22 protein-coding genes are annotated in these 20,299 nt (G+C 54.8%); 12 read left to right on the top strand and 10 right to left on the bottom strand.

What is annotated here, in order from left to right:
- The first annotated feature begins 52 nt into the window (after positions 1-52).
- Positions 53-712, top strand: a complete 660-nt coding sequence (gene yccA, locus ACQUTD_RS08130; RefSeq protein ID WP_473274944.1) for an FtsH protease modulator YccA — start codon at positions 53-55, stop codon at positions 710-712.
- 87 nt (positions 713-799) lie between these two features.
- Positions 800-1,129 carry a sulfurtransferase TusE gene (gene tusE / locus ACQUTD_RS08125; protein ID WP_072568079.1) on the top strand — a complete coding sequence of 110 codons (330 nt, stop codon included), beginning with the start codon at positions 800-802 and terminating at the stop codon, positions 1,127-1,129.
- On the opposite strand, the gene yccX is transcribed toward tusE, so the two are convergent.
- On the bottom strand, positions 1,126-1,416 hold the full coding sequence (gene yccX, locus ACQUTD_RS08120; protein WP_072568078.1) for an acylphosphatase: 291 nt from the start codon (positions 1,414-1,416) through the stop codon (positions 1,126-1,128). The genes tusE and yccX overlap by 4 nt on opposite strands.
- Positions 1,417-1,472: 56 nt before the next feature.
- The gene (locus ACQUTD_RS08115) at positions 1,473-2,138 is read right to left on the bottom strand and encodes an EAL domain-containing protein (RefSeq protein WP_473274945.1); all 666 of its coding nucleotides are present in this window, start codon (positions 2,136-2,138) and stop codon (positions 1,473-1,475) included.
- 181 nt (positions 2,139-2,319) lie between these two features.
- Between ACQUTD_RS08115 and rlmI the strand changes: the two genes are divergently transcribed.
- Both rlmI and hspQ read left to right on the top strand, forming a co-directional pair.
- Positions 2,320-3,510, top strand: a complete 1,191-nt coding sequence (rlmI, locus tag ACQUTD_RS08110; RefSeq protein ID WP_072569431.1) for a 23S rRNA (cytosine(1962)-C(5))-methyltransferase RlmI — start codon at positions 2,320-2,322, stop codon at positions 3,508-3,510.
- Between the two features lie 60 nt (positions 3,511-3,570).
- Entirely contained in the window at positions 3,571-3,888 is a 318-nt protein-coding gene (gene hspQ / locus ACQUTD_RS08105) for a heat shock protein HspQ (RefSeq protein ID WP_318364399.1), read from the top strand.
- A 28-nt stretch (positions 3,889-3,916) separates the two neighbouring features.
- Here hspQ and ACQUTD_RS08100 read toward each other — a convergent pair whose 3' ends face one another.
- A complete protein-coding gene (locus ACQUTD_RS08100) occupies positions 3,917-4,330 on the bottom strand; it encodes a CoA-binding protein (RefSeq protein WP_072568075.1) in 414 nt (137 codons plus the stop codon).
- 171 nt (positions 4,331-4,501) lie between these two features.
- Between ACQUTD_RS08100 and csgI the strand changes: the two genes are divergently transcribed.
- Complete coding sequence (csgI, locus tag ACQUTD_RS08095) at positions 4,502-5,164, top strand: curli synthesis inhibitor (protein WP_473274946.1); 663 nt, start codon at positions 4,502-4,504, stop codon at positions 5,162-5,164.
- Between the two features lie 111 nt (positions 5,165-5,275).
- Entirely contained in the window at positions 5,276-5,734 is a 459-nt protein-coding gene (gene mgsA, locus ACQUTD_RS08090; protein WP_473274948.1) for a methylglyoxal synthase, read from the top strand.
- Between the two features lie 33 nt (positions 5,735-5,767).
- On the opposite strand, the gene helD is transcribed toward mgsA, so the two are convergent.
- A complete protein-coding gene (gene helD / locus ACQUTD_RS08085) occupies positions 5,768-7,822 on the bottom strand; it encodes a DNA helicase IV (protein ID WP_473274950.1) in 2,055 nt (684 codons plus the stop codon).
- Between the two features lie 122 nt (positions 7,823-7,944).
- Between helD and ACQUTD_RS08080 the strand changes: the two genes are divergently transcribed.
- Positions 7,945-8,391, top strand: coding sequence for a YccF domain-containing protein (locus tag ACQUTD_RS08080; RefSeq protein ID WP_473274952.1), 447 nt, complete (start codon positions 7,945-7,947; stop codon positions 8,389-8,391).
- A gap of 18 nt (positions 8,392-8,409) precedes the next feature.
- A complete protein-coding gene (yccS, locus tag ACQUTD_RS08075; protein ID WP_473274954.1) occupies positions 8,410-10,536 on the top strand; it encodes a YccS family putative transporter in 2,127 nt (708 codons plus the stop codon).
- On the opposite strand, the gene ACQUTD_RS08070 is transcribed toward yccS, so the two are convergent.
- Positions 10,521-11,150: a TfoX/Sxy family DNA transformation protein gene (locus tag ACQUTD_RS08070; RefSeq protein WP_473274955.1), complete on the bottom strand. Its 630-nt coding sequence runs from the start codon at positions 11,148-11,150 to the stop codon at positions 10,521-10,523. The two genes, yccS and ACQUTD_RS08070, sit on opposite strands and share 16 nt — an antisense overlap.
- 218 nt (positions 11,151-11,368) lie before the next feature.
- Between ACQUTD_RS08070 and sulA the strand changes: the two genes are divergently transcribed.
- Together sulA and ompA are read left to right on the top strand one after the other, a co-directional pair.
- Positions 11,369-11,878, top strand: a complete 510-nt coding sequence (gene sulA / locus ACQUTD_RS08065) for an SOS-induced cell division inhibitor SulA (RefSeq protein ID WP_072568068.1) — start codon at positions 11,369-11,371, stop codon at positions 11,876-11,878.
- Positions 11,879-12,233: 355 nt separating this feature from the next.
- A complete protein-coding gene (gene ompA / locus ACQUTD_RS08060; protein ID WP_473274956.1) occupies positions 12,234-13,289 on the top strand; it encodes a porin OmpA in 1,056 nt (351 codons plus the stop codon).
- A gap of 74 nt (positions 13,290-13,363) precedes the next feature.
- Here the strand turns inward: ompA and matP are convergent, their stop codons facing one another.
- On the bottom strand, positions 13,364-13,816 hold the full coding sequence (gene matP / locus ACQUTD_RS08055) for a macrodomain Ter protein MatP (RefSeq protein WP_321987256.1): 453 nt from the start codon (positions 13,814-13,816) through the stop codon (positions 13,364-13,366).
- 185 nt (positions 13,817-14,001) lie between these two features.
- Here matP and ACQUTD_RS08050 point away from each other — a divergent pair, with 185 nt between their 5' ends.
- Complete coding sequence (locus tag ACQUTD_RS08050; protein ID WP_473274957.1) at positions 14,002-15,762, top strand: AAA family ATPase; 1,761 nt, start codon at positions 14,002-14,004, stop codon at positions 15,760-15,762.
- Between the two features lie 69 nt (positions 15,763-15,831).
- On the top strand, positions 15,832-16,350 hold the full coding sequence (fabA, locus tag ACQUTD_RS08045) for a bifunctional 3-hydroxydecanoyl-ACP dehydratase/trans-2-decenoyl-ACP isomerase (RefSeq protein WP_072568065.1): 519 nt from the start codon (positions 15,832-15,834) through the stop codon (positions 16,348-16,350).
- A 56-nt stretch (positions 16,351-16,406) separates the two neighbouring features.
- Here fabA and rmf read toward each other — a convergent pair whose 3' ends face one another.
- The 4 genes from rmf to pqiA all read right to left on the bottom strand — a co-directional run bounded on the left by rmf (position 16,407) and on the right by pqiA (position 20,290).
- Entirely contained in the window at positions 16,407-16,574 is a 168-nt protein-coding gene (gene rmf, locus ACQUTD_RS08040) for a ribosome modulation factor (RefSeq protein WP_072568064.1), read from the bottom strand.
- Positions 16,575-16,828: 254 nt separating this feature from the next.
- Entirely contained in the window at positions 16,829-17,395 is a 567-nt protein-coding gene (gene pqiC / locus ACQUTD_RS08035) for a membrane integrity-associated transporter subunit PqiC (protein WP_473274960.1), read from the bottom strand.
- The gene (gene pqiB / locus ACQUTD_RS08030; protein ID WP_318364407.1) at positions 17,392-19,032 is read right to left on the bottom strand and encodes an intermembrane transport protein PqiB; all 1,641 of its coding nucleotides are present in this window, start codon (positions 19,030-19,032) and stop codon (positions 17,392-17,394) included. Before pqiB ends, pqiC begins: the two co-directional genes overlap by 4 nt.
- Positions 19,033-19,036: 4 nt before the next feature.
- Complete coding sequence (gene pqiA, locus ACQUTD_RS08025; protein ID WP_473274961.1) at positions 19,037-20,290, bottom strand: membrane integrity-associated transporter subunit PqiA; 1,254 nt, start codon at positions 20,288-20,290, stop codon at positions 19,037-19,039.
- Between the last annotated feature and the right edge of the window lie 9 nt (positions 20,291-20,299).

Raw genomic sequence — 20,299 nt, 5'->3', positions numbered from 1 at the left:
TGGTTTTTTCTATTCTTCACAACTAATTACATCTGTCATAAGAGAGTGACGCATGGATCGTATAGTAAGTTCTTCGCGCGAGCGTACCTCGCTACTCAGCACGCACAAGGTGTTGCGTAATACCTATTTTATGTTGAGCCTGACGCTGGCGTTTTCCGCATTAACCGCCACGCTCAGCACAATGCTCGCCCTGCCGGCGCCGGGATTCCTGCTGACCATTGTCGGCATGTACGGGCTGATGTTCCTGACCTACAGGCTGGCGAATAAGCCGTCCGGCATCCTGGCAGCCTTTGCGTTCACCGGTTTCCTGGGTTATATCCTGGGGCCAATGCTTAATGCTTATCTGTCGGCAGGCATGGGCGATCTGATCGGGCTGGCGCTCGGCGGTACGGCACTGACCTTCTTCTGCTGCTCGGCCTATGTGTTGACCACCCGTAAGGATATGTCCTTCCTGGGCGGTATGCTGATGGCGGGTATCGTGGTGGTGCTGATTGGTATGGTGGCGAACATCTTCCTGCAACTGCCTGCCCTGCACCTGGCGATCAGTGCGGTGTTTATTCTGATTTCAACCGGCGCCATCCTGTATGAAACCAGCAATATCATTCATGGCGGTGAAACCAATTATCTTCGCGCCACCGTGAGCCTGTACGTCTCGCTGTACAATATCTTCGTCAGCCTGCTGAGTATTCTTGGTTTCTCCAGCAAAGACTAACTCGCGGCCTGATACCGAAGCCCTGCTTATGCGGGGCTTTTTTATTTGCTAAACTGACCCCGTTTTTGACTGACTTTGCGATGCACTATGTTGACTTATGAAGGCCGTGAGATTGAAACCGATAGCGAAGGCTATCTGAAAGACACCACCGTGTGGAGCGAGGCGCTGGCTGAACGGATTGCCGAAAAAGAAGGGATCGCGCTGACGCCGGAACACTGGGAAGTGGTGCGTTTTGTTCGCGAATTTTACCTGGAATTTAATACCTCACCGGCGATCCGCATGCTGGTGAAAGCCATGGCGAACAAATTTGGCGAGGAGAAAGGCAATAGCCGCTATCTGTATCGCCTTTTCCCCAAAGGCCCGGCAAAACAGGCCACCAAAATTGCTGGTTTGCCTAAACCGGTAAAATGCATTTAATAGCGAATATCAAAGCGGGTATAGGCTGTGGTGGGTTGATGAGGTTCGGTTAACACCTTCTCAACCCGCGCACTGCGCGGCCCGCCAGCCTTGAGCCAGGCCACCAGCGCCTCAACCTGTCCGGCATCACCACAGGCCACCACTTCCACACTGCCGTCATCAAGATTACGCGCATAGCCGGTGAGTCCCAGCCGCTGCGCCTCATGCTGCGTGCTGTAACGAAATCCCACGCCCTGAACACTGCCGTGCACCCAGCATTTTACGCCCTGAGAGGTCTGGTTTTCCATTTTTTGCTCCTTTCAACATGATGGTAACGGGTAAGTTTAGCGCCCCGCCGCCGTCTTCACAGTAACCAGTTCAGTTTCCCCAGCGGCACCGGACGATAAAAGGATCCCTGCACGCCCCAGATCTCTGCTTCCAGTAATACCGTCAGATAACGACGATCGGTCACGCCGCGCACCACGACTTTGTCACAGTAGCGCCGAAGATTTTTGATTAATACCGGGAAGGTTGGCTTTATCACTTCGTCCTTAAAAAAATGGCTGTTAAGGATCAGCGCTTCAAATTGCTGGCTCATCAGCCCGAGAACGTTTGCTTCGCCGCCGCCCACTTCTCCCAGCCACATAGCGTTGCGGATGCCCTGTAATTCGTCACGCACGTCGCTGATATTTTCCGCCAGCGTCAGCCGGACAAACGGCAGTGTGGATAACAGTCCACACAGTACGGCGTCATAGCTCAACAACACCGCACACTCTGCATCATAGAGCGGCAGCGATACCAGCACATTGCGATCCCGGATCCACGCGCTCTGCTTTGCCACCTGCCCAAGCTGTTCATACAAATACTGGCGTTTTGACTGCGTATCCCAGCCCGCGATGATCAACTCAGGATGCAGCACCTGCTGTCCCTCTTTTTCAAGGCGGGTTTGTAATTCCACGCCCAGTAATTTTCCTGCCAGGCTGGTGAACGGTTCGGCGATAAACGAGTAGCGATACGCTGAAGTGGTCATATTTTATCCAGGATTATGAATGCATTGGCGATTGGAAGGCATTCTATAAAGGCGGGCTGACAGGTCGTGTCATTCCTGGCATATGAGATGGGCGGCCGGTTTATCTGTCGGTACATTGCAATTCACGGCTGAACTCGGGAAAATGGCGGCCATTTTCTTCAATATGACAAATAAGCCAATTATGAGTGTACGTTTAGTGTTAACCAAAGGGCGCGAGAAATCGTTACTGCGCCGTCATCCCTGGGTCTTCTCCGGTGCGGTTGCGCGCATGGAAGGCAAAGCCAGCCTCGGTGAAACCATTGATATTGTCGATCATCAGGGAAAATGGTTGGCCCGTGGCGCGTACTCACCGGCATCGCAGATCCGCGCCCGTGTGTGGACCTTCGATAAAGATGAAAGCATTGATATTGAATTTTTCACCCGCCGTCTGAAGCAGGCGCAGCAGTGGCGCGACTGGCTGGCGACGCGTGATGGTCTGGACAGTTACCGTCTGATCGCCGGTGAATCTGATGGCCTGCCGGGCATCACCATCGATCGCTTCGGCGATTTTCTTGTCCTGCAATTGCTGAGCGCAGGCGCGGAATATCAACGCCCGGCGCTGATCGCAGCTCTTCAGGCCTGCTATCCGTCCTGTTCCATTTACGATCGCAGCGACGTGGCAGTGCGTAAAAAAGAGGGTATGGAGCTGACGCAGGGTCTGGTTGTCGGCGATCTGCCGCCTGCGCTACTGCCAATCGAAGAGAATGGCATGAAGCTGCTGGTGGATATTCAGACCGGTCATAAAACCGGTTACTACCTCGATCAGCGCGACAGCCGTCTGGCAACCCGCCGCTATGTTGAGGGTAAACGCGTGCTCAACTGCTTCTCCTACACCGGCGGCTTTGCCGTTTCTGCGCTGATGGGCGGCTGTGCACAGGTGGTCAGTGTTGATACATCGCAGGAAGCGCTGGATGTGGCCCGTCAGAACGTTGAGCTTAACAAACTCGATCTCAGCAAAGCGGAATTTGTTCGCGACGACGTATTCAAACTGCTGCGCAAATACCGCGATCAGGGGGAGAAATTCGACGTGATCGTGATGGATCCGCCGAAATTTGTCGAAAACAAAAGCCAGCTGATGGGCGCATGCCGCGGCTATAAAGACATTAATATGCTGGCGATCCAGCTGCTCAATCCTGGCGGCGTGCTGTTAACCTTCTCCTGCTCTGGCCTGATGACCACCGATTTATTTCAGAAAATCATCGCCGATGCCGCAATAGATGCGGGTCGTGATGTACAATTTATAGAACAGTTCCGACAGGCTGCCGATCACCCGGTGATCGCCCCTTACCCGGAAGGACTGTATCTGAAGGGGTTTGCCTGCCGCGTCATGTAACTTGATTTCTGGATCGTTGCCCACATATTTGGTGTCAGTAACGGTTCCCCGGAGGTGAGTATGATTGCCAGCAAATATGGTATCGGCCAGCAAGTGCGCCACACACTGTTAGGCTATTTAGGTGTGGTGGTGGACATTGATCCTGAGTATTCACTTGATAAGCCGTCTGTGGATGAGCTGGCGGTCGATGAAGATTTGCGCGATGCGCCCTGGTATCACGTGGTGATGGAAGACGACAACGGTCAGCCGGTGCATACCTATCTGGCGGAAGCGCAACTTACCAGTGAGATCCAGGATGAGCATCCTGAACAGCCCTCAATGGACGAACTGGCGCAGACCATTCGTAAACAGCTTCAGGCACCGCGCCTGCGCAACTGAAAAAACCCCGCCTGTGCGGGGTTTTTAATTAACGCGCCAGCCCCAGACGGGGAATTTCAATCGCCGGGCAGCGATCCATGACCACGTTCAGCCCTGCCTCACCGGCCAGCACCGCCGCCTGTTCGTTGATCACGCCCAGCTGCAGCCACAGGGTTTTTGCGCCAACGGCGATAGCGTCCTGCGCCACCCCCCATGCCGCCTCTGAATTGCGGAACACATCCACCATGTCGATTTTTTCCGGCACCTCCGCCAGCGAGCCGTATCCCTGCTGTCCCAGCAGCGTTTTACCGGCCACCTTCGGCGATACCGGGATCACATGATAGCCCTGGTCGAGCAGGTATTTCATCACCCGGTAGCTGGGGCGATCGGGCTTATCGCTCGCGCCAACCAGCGCAATGGTATGGGTCGATTTCAGAATGCCAGCAATATCGGTTTCTTTCATTTTATCCTCCGGGCCAGTCGATCCAGTGTACGCCAAAGCTCTGCAGGCCACCATTTATCCCATACCTCTGCATGAGAGAAAAAAGCTGCGCCTCTCTATATGGTAGTAAACAAAAGCGTGCTGAAAACTTTATAGATTCCCGCGACTCACCCGACAGTGCAGGAGACACCCATGAGAACCGGCCTGACGATGACAATGATCTTTTGCCTGCTGCCGGTTACCGTCGTCGCCACCACCTTACGCCTTTCCACCGATATTGATTTGCTGGTACTGGACGGCAAGAAAGTGTCCAGTCTGTTGCTGCGCGGCGCGGACAGCATTGAGCTCGATAACGGCCCGCACCAGCTGGTATTTCGCGTTGAAAAAACCATCCGTGGGGCAAATCATGAAATGCGGCTCTACATTTCTCCGCCGCTGGTCGTGAGTTTCAACACGCGTTCGGTAAAGCTGGTGAACTTCTCTCTGCCCTCACTGGATAGCTGGAAAGCCGCGGAGAAATTCGACAGCGCGCCAGCCATCGTCCTGCTGGATGGTGAAGCCGCGCCGATACCGCTGCTGCTCGATATTTTGCCGCTGCGGGATAAGGGGAAAGTGATTAACTATGAGCGCGAAACCGTGCGCTATAACAAAGCGGGGAAAACAGCCTCGTTGCCGCTCTTTGCGCCTGCCATGGCTGATGACAGCGCTTTGCTGTCCGGTCTGTCTGAGCTGGATACTATCCCCCCGCAATCGCAAACCCTCACCGAGCAGCGCCTGAAATTCTGGTTTGAACAGGCGGATCCGCAAACCCGCGACCGCTTTCTGCAATGGGCAAAACAGCAGCCGCCGTCCTGATCGTGGTTCTCCTCACAAAGGTATTCCGCCAGCGGTTTTTTTTGCGCCTTTCTATTGCAGCATCAAACGCTTCCAGTAATCTGTAACGAAATTCATTCACGGAATATGATTATGGAACTGACCACTCGCACTCTCCCCGCGCGCAAGCATATTGCCCTTGTCGCCCACGATCATTGCAAAAAGATGTTGCTGAACTGGGTGGAACGCCACCTGCCGATCCTGGAACAGCATGAACTCTATGCCACCGGCACCACCGGTAATCTGCTTTCCCGTGCCACGGGGCTTGAGGTGAATGCCATGCTGAGCGGCCCGATGGGCGGCGATCAGCAGGTCGGGGCGATGATTTCGGAAGGTAAAATTGATGTACTGATCTTTTTCTGGGATCCGCTGAACGCCGTGCCGCACGATCCGGATGTCAAAGCGCTGCTGCGCCTCGCCACCGTATGGAACATTCCAGTGGCCACCAATATCTCCACTGCCGATTTTATTATCCAGTCCCCCACTTTCAGCGATAGCGTGGACATTATGATCCCTGACTATCCGCGCTACCTGGCAGAGCGCCTGAAGTAATGGCATTAGGCGGTTCTGACCGCCTGAATAATTTCAGGGCTTACGCTGCACAGGTACGTCCAGCCGCTTTAATACCTCAACAAATCGTGACGGCTGCGCTTTATTAAACAGCAGCCAGACGCGTTTACGTGCCCGCGTCATCGCCACGTAAAGCAAACGGCGCTCTTCGGCGTCCGGAAAATCTTCTGGCTGCGGCAGCAAGGCCTGCTCCATCACCGATTCCCGCTCCGGCGCGGGGAAGCCCTCCTGACCGTCCTGTAACCCCAGCACAATGACATAGTCCGCCTGCTGGCCTTTACTGGCATGAACGGTCATAAAATCGAGGTTCAGTTCAGGCCAGCGTGTTGCCGCTTTTTGCAGCGCGGCGGGCTTCAGATGATGGTAGCGCGCCAGGATCAGGATGCGGTCATCCGGCAGCGCAAAACCGCTGAGCTTATCCAGCAGCGCATCCAGTTGATCGTCAGAGAGCAGCGAAACCGCATTCTTTTCCCCCGCGGTCAGACTGTTCAGCGGTTTGGACATCTGCGCCGGGTTTTGCTGGATAAAACGGTTAGCGATCTCGCCGATACGCTGGTTAAAGCGGTAAGTCGTATCAAGCGCGCAGCAATCGCCTTCGCCAAAATAATCATGAAACGCGGTGGTGAGTTCGAGCTGCGCGCCGCTAAAGCGGTAAATCGCCTGCCAGTCATCGCCCACGGCAAACAGCGAGGTTTGGGAGTTCTGGCGGCGCAGCGCGGCGAGCAGTGCCGCGCGCTGCGGGGAAATATCCTGGAATTCATCCACCAGAATATGTTTCCACGGACTGATAAAGCGCCCTTTTTCCAGCACGTTAATGGCCTGATGAATAAGCCCTGAAAAATCGACGGCGTTTTCTGCTTTCAGCGCCGTTTTCCAGGCTTTTAACAGCGGAGCCATCAGCTTTACGCGCTTCGAAAACCGATCGCGAATGTCTTCCGGCGCGCTGGCAATCATCTCCGCCTGCGCTCCGCCGTGCATACGCATCAGGCTGACCCAGCGATCGAGACGGCCCGCCAGCCGACGCTGCAATTTTTCATCGTCCCAGAAATTGCCTTCAGGAACCGTCCAGTTAAGCTCCTCTTCCAGCCATAGCCTCCAGCCTTTGGCCTGGGCTTTTTTCTCGCTGCACTGCTGCTGCCAGGCCTCAATAAACAGTTTCTGCCGTGCATCGGTATCGTTTTCAAGTCGGCTGATAAGCGGCACTTTTTTACTGCCCTGCTGAATGATATGCAGTGCCAGAGCATGAAAGGTACGCGCGGTGATCTCGTCGGTATGTAGTCGTTCACGAATGCGCTCATCCATCTCCTGCGCTGCTTTGCGACCAAAGGCCAGCAGCAGGATCTGATCGGCCGCCGCTTCGCCGCGGGCCATAAGCCAGCCTGCGCGCGCCACCAGCACGGAGGTTTTGCCGCTACCGGCGCCTGCCAGCACCAGCAGGGATGATTCACCGTTCACCACCGCCCGCGCCTGCGCCGGGTTTAACGGCGAGCTTTCGATGCCGGCAAAGAAATCAGCATATTTTTTTAGCATGGCATCGGTCCACGCCTGGTTATGCTGCGCCCGGCGGCCTTCCACATCCGCCAGCCACGCCTGGCACTGACGCCACAGCTCACGGCAATTGTCAAAAGACGCCAGCCTGGCGACAGGCAGCGGCAGCGCGTCAAACGCGCTACGGATTTGCTGCTGTAACCCTTCGGTCTGCTGGCGGGTTAACCATTTGCCCTGGTCAACATGGCCGTTAATCGCCTCCAGTTGCGCCTGCAATACGCCCGCCGCCACCTCGCTCATCTCTTTGCCCCACTGCTCCCAGCGGCTATGCAGATGTTGCCAGAACAGCTGGGTTTGCGCCCATTCCGTTCCGTGCAGACGCACGACTTTACTGTCCACCAGCACAAACTCCAGCTCGCCCCACACGAGGCCGCGCTTGCATTCGATGCTGAGTAACTGATTGAATGGAATGAGATATTCGTGGCGATCGCCAGACACTTTGACACCAGCGTGTAAAATCGCCACCCGGTCATAGGGGTGCTGCGCCAGCCGTTTTCCTAAAGAAGTTGCTTTCAGTTCCATGACGTGCCGTTCTCAACTCATGTCGTGATGCGCCAGTGTAACCGCCAGAGAATGTGTGCTCCAGCCCAAAAAATCGTTACTATTGATGGGTCTTTTCGTTAACGGCTTTTCCCTGAGGATTTATGCGTACTGTACTGAATATTTTAAATTTTGTGCTGGGTGGTTTTTTCACCACTATCGCCTGGCTGCTGGCAACGCTGGTCAGTATTGTGCTTATTATTACGCTGCCGCTGACGCGCTCCTGCTGGGAAATTACTAAGCTTTCCCTGCTGCCTTACGGAAATGAGGCGGTACATGTGGATGAACTGTCGCCGGGAGAGTCCAGCGTCATCCTGAACACCGGCGGTACGCTGCTGAACATTTTGTGGTTCGTGCTGTTCGGCTGGTGGCTCTGCCTGATGCACATTGTGTCAGGTATTGCACAATGTCTGACGATTATTGGTATTCCGGTAGGCATTGCGAATTTCAAGATCGCCGGCATTGCCCTGTGGCCGGTCGGACGCCGCGTGGTGTCGGTGGAAACGGCACGTGCGGCACGTGAAGCTAATGCCCGTCGCCGCTTTCAATAATTAAGGATCGGAACCACGATGCTCAGCCCCCTGCTTCGCCGCTATACATGGAACAGTACCTGGCTTTATAACGCCAGAATTTTTATCGCGCTGTGCGGCACCACCGCCCTGCCGTGGTGGATGGGTGATGTAAAGCTGACCATCCCGCTGACGCTTGGCGTCGTGGCGGCGGCGCTGGCCGATCTGGACGACCGCCTCGCCGGCCGTTTACGTAATCTGCTGATCACGCTGATCTCCTTTTTTATCGCCTCCGCCTCGGTAGAACTGCTGTTCCCGTGGCCGTGGCTGTTTGCGCTGGGGCTGATCATTTCCACCAGCGGATTTATTCTGCTGGGCGGGCTTGGGCAGCGCTACGCGACTATTGCCTTTGGCGGTCTGCTGATCGCCATTTACACCATGCTCGGCATCTCGCTTTACGAGCAATGGTATCAGCAACCCCTTCTGCTGCTGGCGGGGGCTGTCTGGTTTAACCTGTTGACGCTGATTGGTCATCTGGTCTTCCCGATCCGCCCGCTACAGGACAACCTTGCGCGTTGCTATGAACAGCTGGCGCATTTTCTGGAGCTGAAATCCCGCCTGTTCGATCCCGATATCGAAGATGAAAGCCAGGCGCCGCTCTATGACCTGGCGCTGGCGAACGGCCAGCTGGTTTCCACGCTGAACCAGACGAAAAGCTCATTATTAACGCGTCTGCGTGGTGATCGTGGGCAGCGCGGCACCCGGCGAACCCTGCACTACTACTTTGTCGCGCAGGATATCCACGAGCGCGCCAGTTCGTCTCATATCCAGTATCAGACGCTGCGGGAACAGTTTCGCTACAGCGACGTGATGTTCCGCTTTCAGCGCCTGCTCTCCATGCAGTCGCAGGCCTGCGCGCATTTATCACGCTGCATTTTATTACGCGAGCCCTATCAGCATGATGGCCGCTTCGAGCGCGCTTTTACCCATCTTGATGCCGCGCTGGAGCGTGCCCGCGGCGACGGCACGTCTGACGAACAGATGAAAGCGCTGGGCTTTCTGCTGCAAAACCTTCGCGCGATTGACGCACAACTGGCGACGATCGAATCTGGGCAGGCGCAGACCCTGCCGCGCAACGACACCGATAACATGCTGGCGGATGAGGGTCTTAACGGCATGAGCGACATTCGCGCCCGCCTCAGCCGCAATCTGTCGCCGGAATCAGCACTTTTTCGCCACGCCATACGCATGTCTGTGGTGTTGTGTGTCGGTTACGCTTTTATACAGTTTACCGGCCTGGAACACGGTTACTGGATCCTGCTGACCAGCCTCTTTGTCTGCCAGCCCAACTACAACGCCACCCGGCACCGTCTGGCGCTGCGTATTATCGGCACGCTGGTGGGCGTGGCGATTGGCCTGCCGGTGCTCTATTTTGTGCCGTCCATTGAAGGGCAACTGATTTTGATCGTCATTACCGGCGTGCTGTTCTTCGCCTTCCGCAATGTGCAGTACGCCCATGCCACCATGTTTATTACCCTGCTGGTACTGCTGTGCTTTAATCTGCTCGGGGAAGGCTTTGAAGTTGCCATTCCGCGTATTATTGACACCCTTATCGGCTGTGCGATTGCCTGGGCTGCGGTGAGCTTTATCTGGCCGGACTGGCGTTTTCGTAATCTTCCACGCGTGCTGGAACGGGCCATTGATGCGAACTGCCGCTACCTTGACGCTATCCTTGAGCAGTATCACCAGGGACGTGATAACCGCATGGCGTACCGTATTGCAAGGCGCGATGCCCATAACCGCGATGCCGAACTGGCGTCGGTGGTATCCAATATGTCAACAGAGCCAGGCGCGTCAACGGAACTGCGCGATGCCGCATTCCGTCTGTTGTGCCTCAACCACACTTTTACCAGCTACATTTCCGCGCTGGGCGCGCACCGGGAAAAACTGACTTCTGCTGAGATCCTCACTCTGCTGGACGACGCGGTGTGCTACGTTGACGACGCGTTACACCACGCCCCCGCTGATGAAGAACGAGTCCAGAAAACGCTGGCACAGCTGGCCGATCGCATTACGCAGGTGGATTCCCGTCCGGACAGTAAAGAACCACTGGTTTTACAGCAGATCGGCTTGGTGGTAGCGCTGCTTCCTGAAATCAGCCGATTGCAGCGTCAGGTTGTCCGCTGATGTTTCCGGTGCTCCGCCTCAAACTCTGTAAACCATGTCGTCAATGCCTGGCGCTGCTGCGCCGGGAGCGCGGCCTGATGCATCCCTTCGATGGCTCCCTCCAGCGCCAGCAATACGTTAACGCCCAGATGTGTATTAAGCGTGCGTAGCCGGACCCAGCACGCTTTAGCGCCCAGTTTTTTCAGCGTGAGGACATCCGTCACGCCCGCTTCCCATAGCAGCATCTCCAGCTGAAAATTCAGGTTCGGTAGATCTTTAAGCCGGGGCTTGCAGAGGCGCTGCATCTTTTCTTTCCACGCGGCGGCAAGCGACCAGGTGGAAAGCTTCATCAGCGTATCCCTGTCGTGCCACAAGCTGTCATCAACGCGGTAATAGTTCAGTACTACTGGCCTGCCCCTTTTCATCATCGTCAATAACGGAGCCGGATGTTGCGCGCGGTATTCTGCACTTTGCTCACAGGCGCGAAGGTAGAGCTCCCCCTTTGCCACCATGGCGAACACCGTATCATCAACGGAAAGACTGTAACCGCCGAACAGCGTTCGATGGCGAATAGTACCCAGCTCTGAGAGGTATTCACGTGATTCATGGATCCGTTGATAAGACATATCTTTCATGATTATTCCTTTAAAATCATGGCATAAAGGCATCTTCTGGTAGTAACGGATCCGTTAATGAGGAACATAGGGAAGTTGTCCGCGGTGGGCAAGATGATTTTTTAACGGACATCAGTTATCCCGCAAATTTGCGAGGTGCTTTCAGAAATTGAGGTTGATCTTTGTACGTCCAGGAGTTACTGTACATCCATACAGTAACTATCAGGGCTGGATTGATTATGTACACTTCAGGCTACGCTAATCGTGCATCAACACTTAACGCTATGACGGGCAACCGCACACAGGCAAAACCGGCTGGCGACTCGACTGGCCTTATCAGCGAAGTGGTTTATCGTGAAGACCAGCCCGGCATGACGCAGTTGCTGTTACTGCCCCTTCTGCAACAGCTCGGCCAGCAGTCGCGCTGGCAGCTATGGTTAACTCCGCAGCAAAAATTAAGCCGTCAGTGGGTTCAGGCGGCAGGGCTGCCGTTGACCAAACTGATGCAGATCAGCCAGCTTTCTCCGGATGATACCCTGGAATCCATGATCAGAGCGTTACGCACCGGCAATTACAGTGTTGTTATCGGCTGGCATACAGAAGAACTGACGGATGATGAACATCAGCGTCTGGTTCAGGCGGCTGAAGAAGGTAATGCGATGGGCTTTATTATGCGTCCCGTGCGGAGGGATCCTCACGCCACAAGACAGCTTTCCGGGCTAAAAATTCACTCAAATTTGTATCATTAAGCCAGTTTAAGATAATTCCTGGGATTTTTTTTGTGAATTCCTGGGCTGACCGGTTCTTAAGCGAAATCGTGCTGCAATGCCTGTCTGGTGCGGTTTGCGCTGTTTTGCATTGATTATATTCTCGTCATAAATGTTAAATAATGCACGCAGAAAGCTTTTTTTTTCATATGCCTGACGGACTTCACACTTGTAAGTTTCCAACTACGTTGTAGACTTTACATCGCCAGGGGTGCTCGGCATAAACCGAAGATATCGGTAGAGATACTTAGAGCAATACCCCCGGTGAAGGATTTAAACCGTGTTTTCTCTGGCGAGAAATTCATGGCGAATTTTGGATGATAACGAGGCGCAAAAAATGAAAAAGACAGCTATCGCGATTGCAGTGGCACTGGCTGGCTTCGCTACTGTAGCGCAGGCCGCTCCGAAAGATAATACCTGGTATGCCGGTGGTAAACTGGGCTGGTCCCAATTCCACGACACTGGTTTCATCAACAACGACGGCCCGACCCGTAATGACCAGCTGGGTGCTGGTGCGTTCGGTGGCTATCAGGTTAACCCGTACGTTGGTTTTGAACTGGGTTACGACTGGCTGGGCCGCGAAGCCTATAAAGGCGACACCGAAAACGGTGCGTTCAAAGCTCAAGGCGTTCAGCTGACTACCAAACTGAGCTACCCGGTAGCTGACGATCTGGACGTTTACACCCGTCTGGGTGGTATGGTTTGGCGTGCAGACTCCAAATCACATCTTGCTGATGGCACTCGTACTAAAGACCACGACACCGGTGTTTCCCCGGTATTCGCTGGTGGTGTTGAGTGGGCAGTTACCCGTGACGTCGCTACCCGTCTGGAATACCAGTGGGTTAACAACATCGGCGACGCGCAAACTGTTGGTAGCCGTCAGGACAACGGTCTGCTGAGCTTAGGTGTTTCTTACCGCTTCGGTCAGCAGGAAGACGTTGCTCCGGTAGTTGCTCCGGCCCCGGCTCCGGCTCCGCAGGTATCCACCAAGCACTTCACCCTGAAGTCTGACGTACTGTTCAACTTCAACAAAGCGACTCTGAAACCAGAAGGCCAGCAGGCTCTGGATCAGATGTACTCCCAGCTGAGCAACCTGGATCCGAAAGACGGTTCCGTAGTTGTTCTGGGCTTCACCGACCGCATCGGTTCTGACGCTTACAACCAGGGTCTGTCCGAGAAACGTGCTCAGTCTGTTGTTGACTACCTGATCTCTAAAGGTATCCCGTCCAACAAGATCTCTGCTCGTGGTATGGGCGAATCTAACCCGGTTACCGGCAGCACCTGTGACAACGTGAAAGCGCGCCCTGCGCTGATCGATTGCCTGGCTCCGGATCGTCGCGTTGAGATCGAAGTTAAAGGTATCAAAGACGTTGTAACTCAGCCACAGGCTTAAGTTTACGTCTTAAAAAAACCCCGCGCTGCGGGGTTTTTTATTGCCTGCGATCCGGCGCGAAAAATATCGCGGGTTTATTCTTTGCCCAACAGCGCCTGCAAATCGTGCTTAAGCGTCGACATTTTACTGGCGTATTTCTCTTTGTGTTCGGCGTCTTCAATCAGTTGCACAATGGTTTCTGAGAGCGTTTTTCCCCGGCGCTGAGCCAGCCCTGCCAGACGCTGCCAGACCATAAATTCCAGATCGATGGATTTTTTACGGGTGTGCTGGTGCTCGGCATTAAAATGACGTTTGCGGCGGGCGCGAATGGTCTGCTTCATGCGATTCATTAAAGCCGCATTCATGTGTTGTTCAATCCAGGCATTCACACGAACCGGTTCGTTTTCGAGCGTCAACAGCTGATCGACGGCCTCTTTCGCCGCACTGGTTTCTATATAGCGCGTGATTAATTCACCTTCACGGTGCTTTTTCACCAGGTACTTCCATTTCCAGCCGCTTTCAAGATTTTCCAGTTGTTGGTATTTCATCGCGATCTCAGTGTTACCCTGTAACTCAGTTCAGAATATCAGTTTTTTAGCAATCTGCTGAAAAGAAATCATATCCTGTGAACACGCAGACGACTTTGCGGCCAGGAAATCGCGTATTACTGGTGTGATGCTTTGCCGCTTACGGTATAATTCCGCCCTTTACTTCTGACGATAAAACCTCAACTTTGACCATTACTAAACTCGCCTGGCAAGACCTTGTCCCTGATACCGACAGTTATCAGGAGGTATTTACACAATCTTGTGCGCCGTCTGAGGAGGAATTAACCCTCGGCGATACGCAACCCCGCTTACAGTACGCGCTGGAGCAACTGCTTCATCCGCTGGCATCGTCACGCTTTTTGCTGGCAAAAGCGCCGGAGGAAGTGGAGTATCTGGGTATTATTGCTGATGCGGTGGGTCAATTACTGCCGGAAGATCAGCCGTTTACTGGTGGGCAATACCAGATCGCCGGTCGAAGCGTCACCTTTGAAGCCTCAACGGATCCGCTGGCCGATTTCGTCTCCAAAAATCCGGTCGTCGTTGCCGACTGGGTAGAAGCAGAGCAGCTTTTTGGCTGCCTGCGTCAGTTTAATAATGAGATTGCCCTGCAACCGGGCCTGGTGCATCAGGCTAACGGCGGCGTGCTGGTGATCTCCCTGCGTACGCTGCTGGCACAGCCGCTGCTGTGGATGCGGCTGAAAACCATGATCACCCGCCAGCGCTTCGACTGGGTCTCCTTTGACGAGTCGCGTCCGTTACCGGTCAGCGTGCCGTCAATGCCGTTACAGCTGAAGGTGATCCTCGTCGGCGAGAGGGATTCACTGGCCGAATTCCAGGAGATGGAACCGGAGCTGGCTGCCCAGTCCATTTACAGCGAGTACGAAGATAATCTTCAGATAACGGATGCGGAAACCATGGCGCAGTGGTGCCAGTGGGTGCTGCACGTGGCTGCCAGCGCCGATCTGCCCGTTCCGGCGAAAGATGCATGGCCGGTGTTGATCCGTGAAGCCGTGCGTTATACCGGCGATCAGGAAACGCTGCCGCTGTGCCCGCTGTGGCTGGCGCGCCAGCTGCGTGAAGTCGCGGCGCTGGGCGCAGAGACCTCGTTTGATGCACATCAGTTGCAGACCATGCTCAGCCAGCGCGAATGGCGTGAAGGATACTTACCTGAACGCATTCAGGATGAGATCCTGCTGGAACAAATTCTGATTGAAACCGAAGGTGAGCGCGTCGGTCAGATCAACGCCCTTTCGGTTGTCGAATTCCCCGGGCACCCGCGCGCCTTTGGCGAGCCGTCGCGCATCAGTTGCGTAGTGCATATCGGTGACGGGGAATTTAATGACATCGAGCGCAAAGCGGAGCTGGGCGGAAATATTCATGCAAAAGGCATGATGATCATGCAGGCCTTTTTAATGGCCGAGCTTCAGCTGGATCAGCAGATCCCCTTCTCTGCCTCGCTGACCTTCGAGCAGTCCTATAGCGAAGTGGACGGCGACAGCGCCTCGATGGCGGAACTGTGCGCCCTGATCAGCGCGCTGGCGGACGTGCCTGTTAATCAGCATCTGGCGATCACCGGTTCGGTGGATCAGTTCGGACGCGCGCAGCCGGTAGGCGGCCTGAATGAAAAGATCGAAGGTTTCTTCAGTATCTGCCAGCAGCGTGGTCTGACCGGTAAGCAGGGGATCATCATTCCTTCTGCTAACGTACGTCATCTGTGTCTGCCGCAGCCGCTGCTTGACGCCGTGGAAGCCGGACAATTCTTTATCTGGGCCATCGATGATGTGACAGATGCGCTACCCTTACTGACAAACCTGGCCTGGGATGCTGAAGGGCAAACCACCCTCATTCAGACCATTCAGGAACGCATCGCCCAGGCCTCGCAGCAGGAAGCACGCCATCGCTTTCCGTGGCCGTTACGCTGGCTGAACTGGTTTGTACCGAACTGATCGGACTTGTTCAGCGTACACGTGTTAGCTATCCTGCGTCCCAAACTTACAATAAGGCTTACTCAAAACATGGTAGATAAACGCGAATCCTATACGAAAGAAGACCTTCTTGCCTCTGGTCGTGGTGAGCTGTTTGGCGAAAAAGGCCCGCAGTTACCTGCACCTAACATGCTGATGATGGACCGTGTCGTCAAAATGACGGAAACCGGCGGTAACTTTGATAAAGGCTATGTTGAAGCCGAGCTGGATATCCATCCGGACATGTGGTTCTTCGGTTGCCACTTCATTGGCGATCCGGTGATGCCGGGCTGCCTGGGTCTGGATGCCATGTGGCAGCTGGTTGGCTTCTATCTCGGCTGGCTCGGCGGCGAAGGCAAAGGCCGTGCGCTGGGCGTGGGTGAAGTGAAATTCACCGGTCAGGTTCTGCCGACGGCGAAAAAAGTCACCTACCGCATTCACTTCAAGCGTGTGGTTAACCGTCGTCTGATTATGGGGCTGGCGGATGGCGAAGTGCTGGTCGATGGTCGCGTGATCTATACGGCAAACGATTTGAAAGTTGGGCTGTTCCAGGATACGTCTGCATTCTGAGTGCCCTGACAGGCGAAACCTCCGCCAGGCGGAGGTTTCTTACTAAAGAGACAGAATCAGGCGATTACTGTCCTGACCTCCATGGCTTCTCGCCAGCCTCCAAGCCAGTATGACCTCTGATTCAGCGTCTGGTAAGGACATAGTTCTTTTGAGCGTCCGGCAATACCAGCCTGATACCCACGTTGATGTGCCCGTTCCAGGCGATCTCGTTTTTGTCTCTTCATGCCTCGTTTCCCTCATATTTTGAGTCTGGTGGAAAAGAAAACAGTGATTACAAAATGCGCAATCACGTCTCTTTTGTAACGCGGATGAACAGCATCGTCAATGCACAAAATTCATACCATTGTCATAAATGTGAGATACACAGAACTTCATTTGTACAAAAAGTGTGAGACGGCACAAGTAAATGCCCGGAAAACCGACATAAATAAACCGCCAGTGCGTGAGCAAACCGGCGGTTTTTTAGGATTAATAGCAATCAGGGCAGACGGTTAAGTTCCCGCGCGATGTTGCCCGCTTCACGACTCCACGCCTCACCCAGCACTTTCACCATCGCATCGTAACCATCCTGCTGCTGCGTCATCTCGATATGGAACGGACGTTTGATCAGCTGCCCCTGATGGTTGAGCAACCACTCGCCGCTGACAATCACCCGCCCATCATAGCGCCCGTGAAACCCTGTCACAGTCACGTTCAGCGTATCCTGCTCGTTGCCAAGCGGCGTTGAAGCCACTACCCAACCAGGTAATTGCTGACTGAGGTTGGACACCAGCGTTGTGCGCAGTTGCTGATCGAGCGGGCTGGCCCACAGGTTTTGCGTGCCGATAGCGTATTTTACATCGCTGGTTTGGTACACCACACCATTACCCGCCAGATAATCGGGCACTGAAACCTGCTCCACCCACAGCAGACGGCTGGCGCTACCGCTCTGGCGCTGCACGGTATTCTGTTGCGGCGTCGGCAACTGATAATAATTCGTCTCTTCCACGTTGCTGCTACAGGCCGCCAGCAGCAGCGTCGCGGCGATGACTACTCCATTTTTCATTGTTTTGCCCTCTTAGGCTCAGGATCTTTTTTATCCTTCGCTTCAAATACCAGCGCATTGCTCTTGGTGTTAAGCGTTTTCAGTACCGGCTGTAGTTCACGCAGTACCTGATCCAGCCGCTGCATATCCGCCACCATTTTGTTGTACGCCGCCGATCCTGGCTGGAAGCCCTGCATACTGCGGTTCAGCTCGCGCAGGGTTTTCTGCATATCCGCCGGCAGTTGCTGCGCGGACTGGCTGGCGGTGATCTTATTGAGATTATCCAGCGTGGTTTGCAGGCGGCGCATGGTGCGCTGGGTTTCATTCAGCGAATTCGTGGCCTGCTCAATCATCGGGTTCAGCGGCAGATTGTTGATCTTATCCAGGGTATCCATCAGACGTTGCTGGATCTGCGCCAGGCCGCCGCTCACGGTAGGAATAATTTCATAGCCGCCATAGCGACGTACCCCGGTTACCGGCGGCGCTTTCGGATAGAAGTCCATATCGATATAGAGCGCACCTGTCACCAGATTGCCGGTTTTCAGCGAACCGCGCAGACCGCTTTTCAGCAACTCATTGATATGGGATTTCATGTCCGGCATTTCGCCAAGCTGGCTGGCCAGTCGTTCCGGCTCAATACGCACCAGCACCGGAATGCGATAATCGTTGTCCAGCGCCTGTTCCATCCCCGGCATCATTGCCGGCACCTTGCTTACCGTCCCCAGACGAATGCCGCGGAACTCCACCGGCGCGCCCGCCTGCAGGCCACGGATGGAATCTTTAAAGAACATCAGGTAATCGATATGGTCGGTATAGAGCGATTCCTGGATACTGCGCTGATCGTCAAACAGCGTGAATGCGGTCTTTTCCGCTACAGGCGTGCCCAGGTCAATGCCTTCCGGCACATCAAAGCTGACACCGCCGCCAAACAGCGTGGTCAGCGATCCCATCTCAACGCGCATCCCGGCGGACGTCAGATCCACCGCAATACCGCTGTCTTTCCAGAAGCGGACGTTGCTGGTAACCAGACGATCGTTTGGCGCATTAATAAACAGCTGATAGCTGATGGTGCGCTTTTCCGAATCAAAAGTGCTGGTTTCAACCGAGCCCACGCGATAGCCGCGGAACAGCACCGGATCGCCCGGCGACAGCTGCCCCGCTTTTTTACTGTCGAGCAGCACGCGGATGCCCTTCGCATCCGGCGGCGCGAGCGGCGGCGAATCCAGCAATTTATAGCTTTCCGGCTGCGTCCCTTTACTGCCCGGCTGTAACTCAATATAAGCACCGGATAACAGCGTGCCCAGCCCGCTGATCCCCTCCCGGCCAACCTGGGGTTTCACCACCCAGAATACCGAGTCGCCATGCAGCAGTTTGCTCATATCCGCGTTCAACCGCGCCTTGATCTCCACGCGCTTAAGGTCATCCGCCAGGGTGGCGGATTCCACCACGCCGACGTTAATACTGCGGCTTTTGATGGTGGTTTTACCCGCTTCGATGCCTTCGGCATTGTTGGTGATGAGTGTTACCACCGGCCCCTGATGGCTGTAGTGATAAAACAGGATCCATGCGCCGATAAGCGCGGTCACGATGGGAAAGATCCACACCGGCGACCAGCTTTTTACCTTTTGCACCTTCGCATCCCCACTTTTCGTCTCCATGTTTTTACTGCTCCTCATGGCTTGATTCTGGCTCACGATCCCAGGACAGACGGGGATCGAAAGTCATTGCCGCAAACATTGTCATGATGACCACCAGCGCAAACATTAATGCGCCTGTTGCGGGGTATATGTTCATAAGACCGCCGATGCGCACCAGCGCGGACAGTACAGCGATAACAAAAACGTCAATCATCGACCAGCGGCCGACAAATTCCACCACTTCATAAATCAGGTGCATGCGCTCGCCGTCGCGCCTGCCGTGCCCTTTTGCGTCCCAGCACAGCCAGCCAAGCGCGATCATTTTGAGCGTCGGCACCATAATACTGGCGATAAAAATGACCAGCGCCACCGGATAGGATCCCTCCCCCCACAGCAAAATGACCCCCGCCAGAATGGTGGAGGGCATTTTATCGCCCAGCAGATCGGTGATCATGATCGGCAGAATATTAGCGGGCAAGTAAAGCAGGATAGAGGTAACCAGCAGCGCCATTGTCCATTGCAGGCTGTTTTTACGCCGCACATAACCGCGGGTATGACAGCGCGGACACTGGCGTAAATCCGCAGGCAGGATCGCGGTGCAGCACGGACAGGAGCGCAGCCCCTGGCGAAGACCAGTAACGCCCGTTTTAAGCGGCTGATCCACCGGCGGCATGTGCGCGAGATCGTCCCACAGCCAGCGCCGGTCAACGCACTGAAAGGCACGCAGTTGCAGCAAACAAAACAGGCACCAGGGCACAAAACTGCTGCCGATGCCTATATCGCCGTAGGCCATCAGCTTCACAAAACTCACCAGCACGCCGGCGAGGAAAATCTCCGCCATGCCCCAGGATTTTAGCTGGAAAAATATCCGCGCAAGAAAAGCCTGTACGCGCCAGGGCAGCGCGACGCGGTTGACCAGCAACAGGATCGTCACCAGGCAAAACGCCGGTACCAGTTGCACAAACAGCAGGAAAAAGGTGCCGAGGCTGGCGTAATCTTCCGAAAACATCACGCGAGGAATTTCCAGCAGCGTCACCTCACTGGTGATACCGGCGACCTTCATATTGACGAAGGGAAAGAGATTGGCCAGCAGCAGCATAAAGAGCGCTGCCAGCGAACAGGCGCTGGGACGCTGACGCGGTTCGGCCCATTTTGTGGTCAGGGTATGCCCGCAGCGAGGACAGTCCGCTTTATGACCGTCCTCCAGCGCGGGTAGTGCCACCAGCAAGTCACACTGAGAACACAAAATGTGCCGGGTGGCATGGTGGTGATCGCACATACGTTTATC

Source organism: Enterobacter sp. K510, from assembly GCF_055804875.1.
This window is presented reverse-complemented; position numbering and strand designations above follow the sequence as displayed.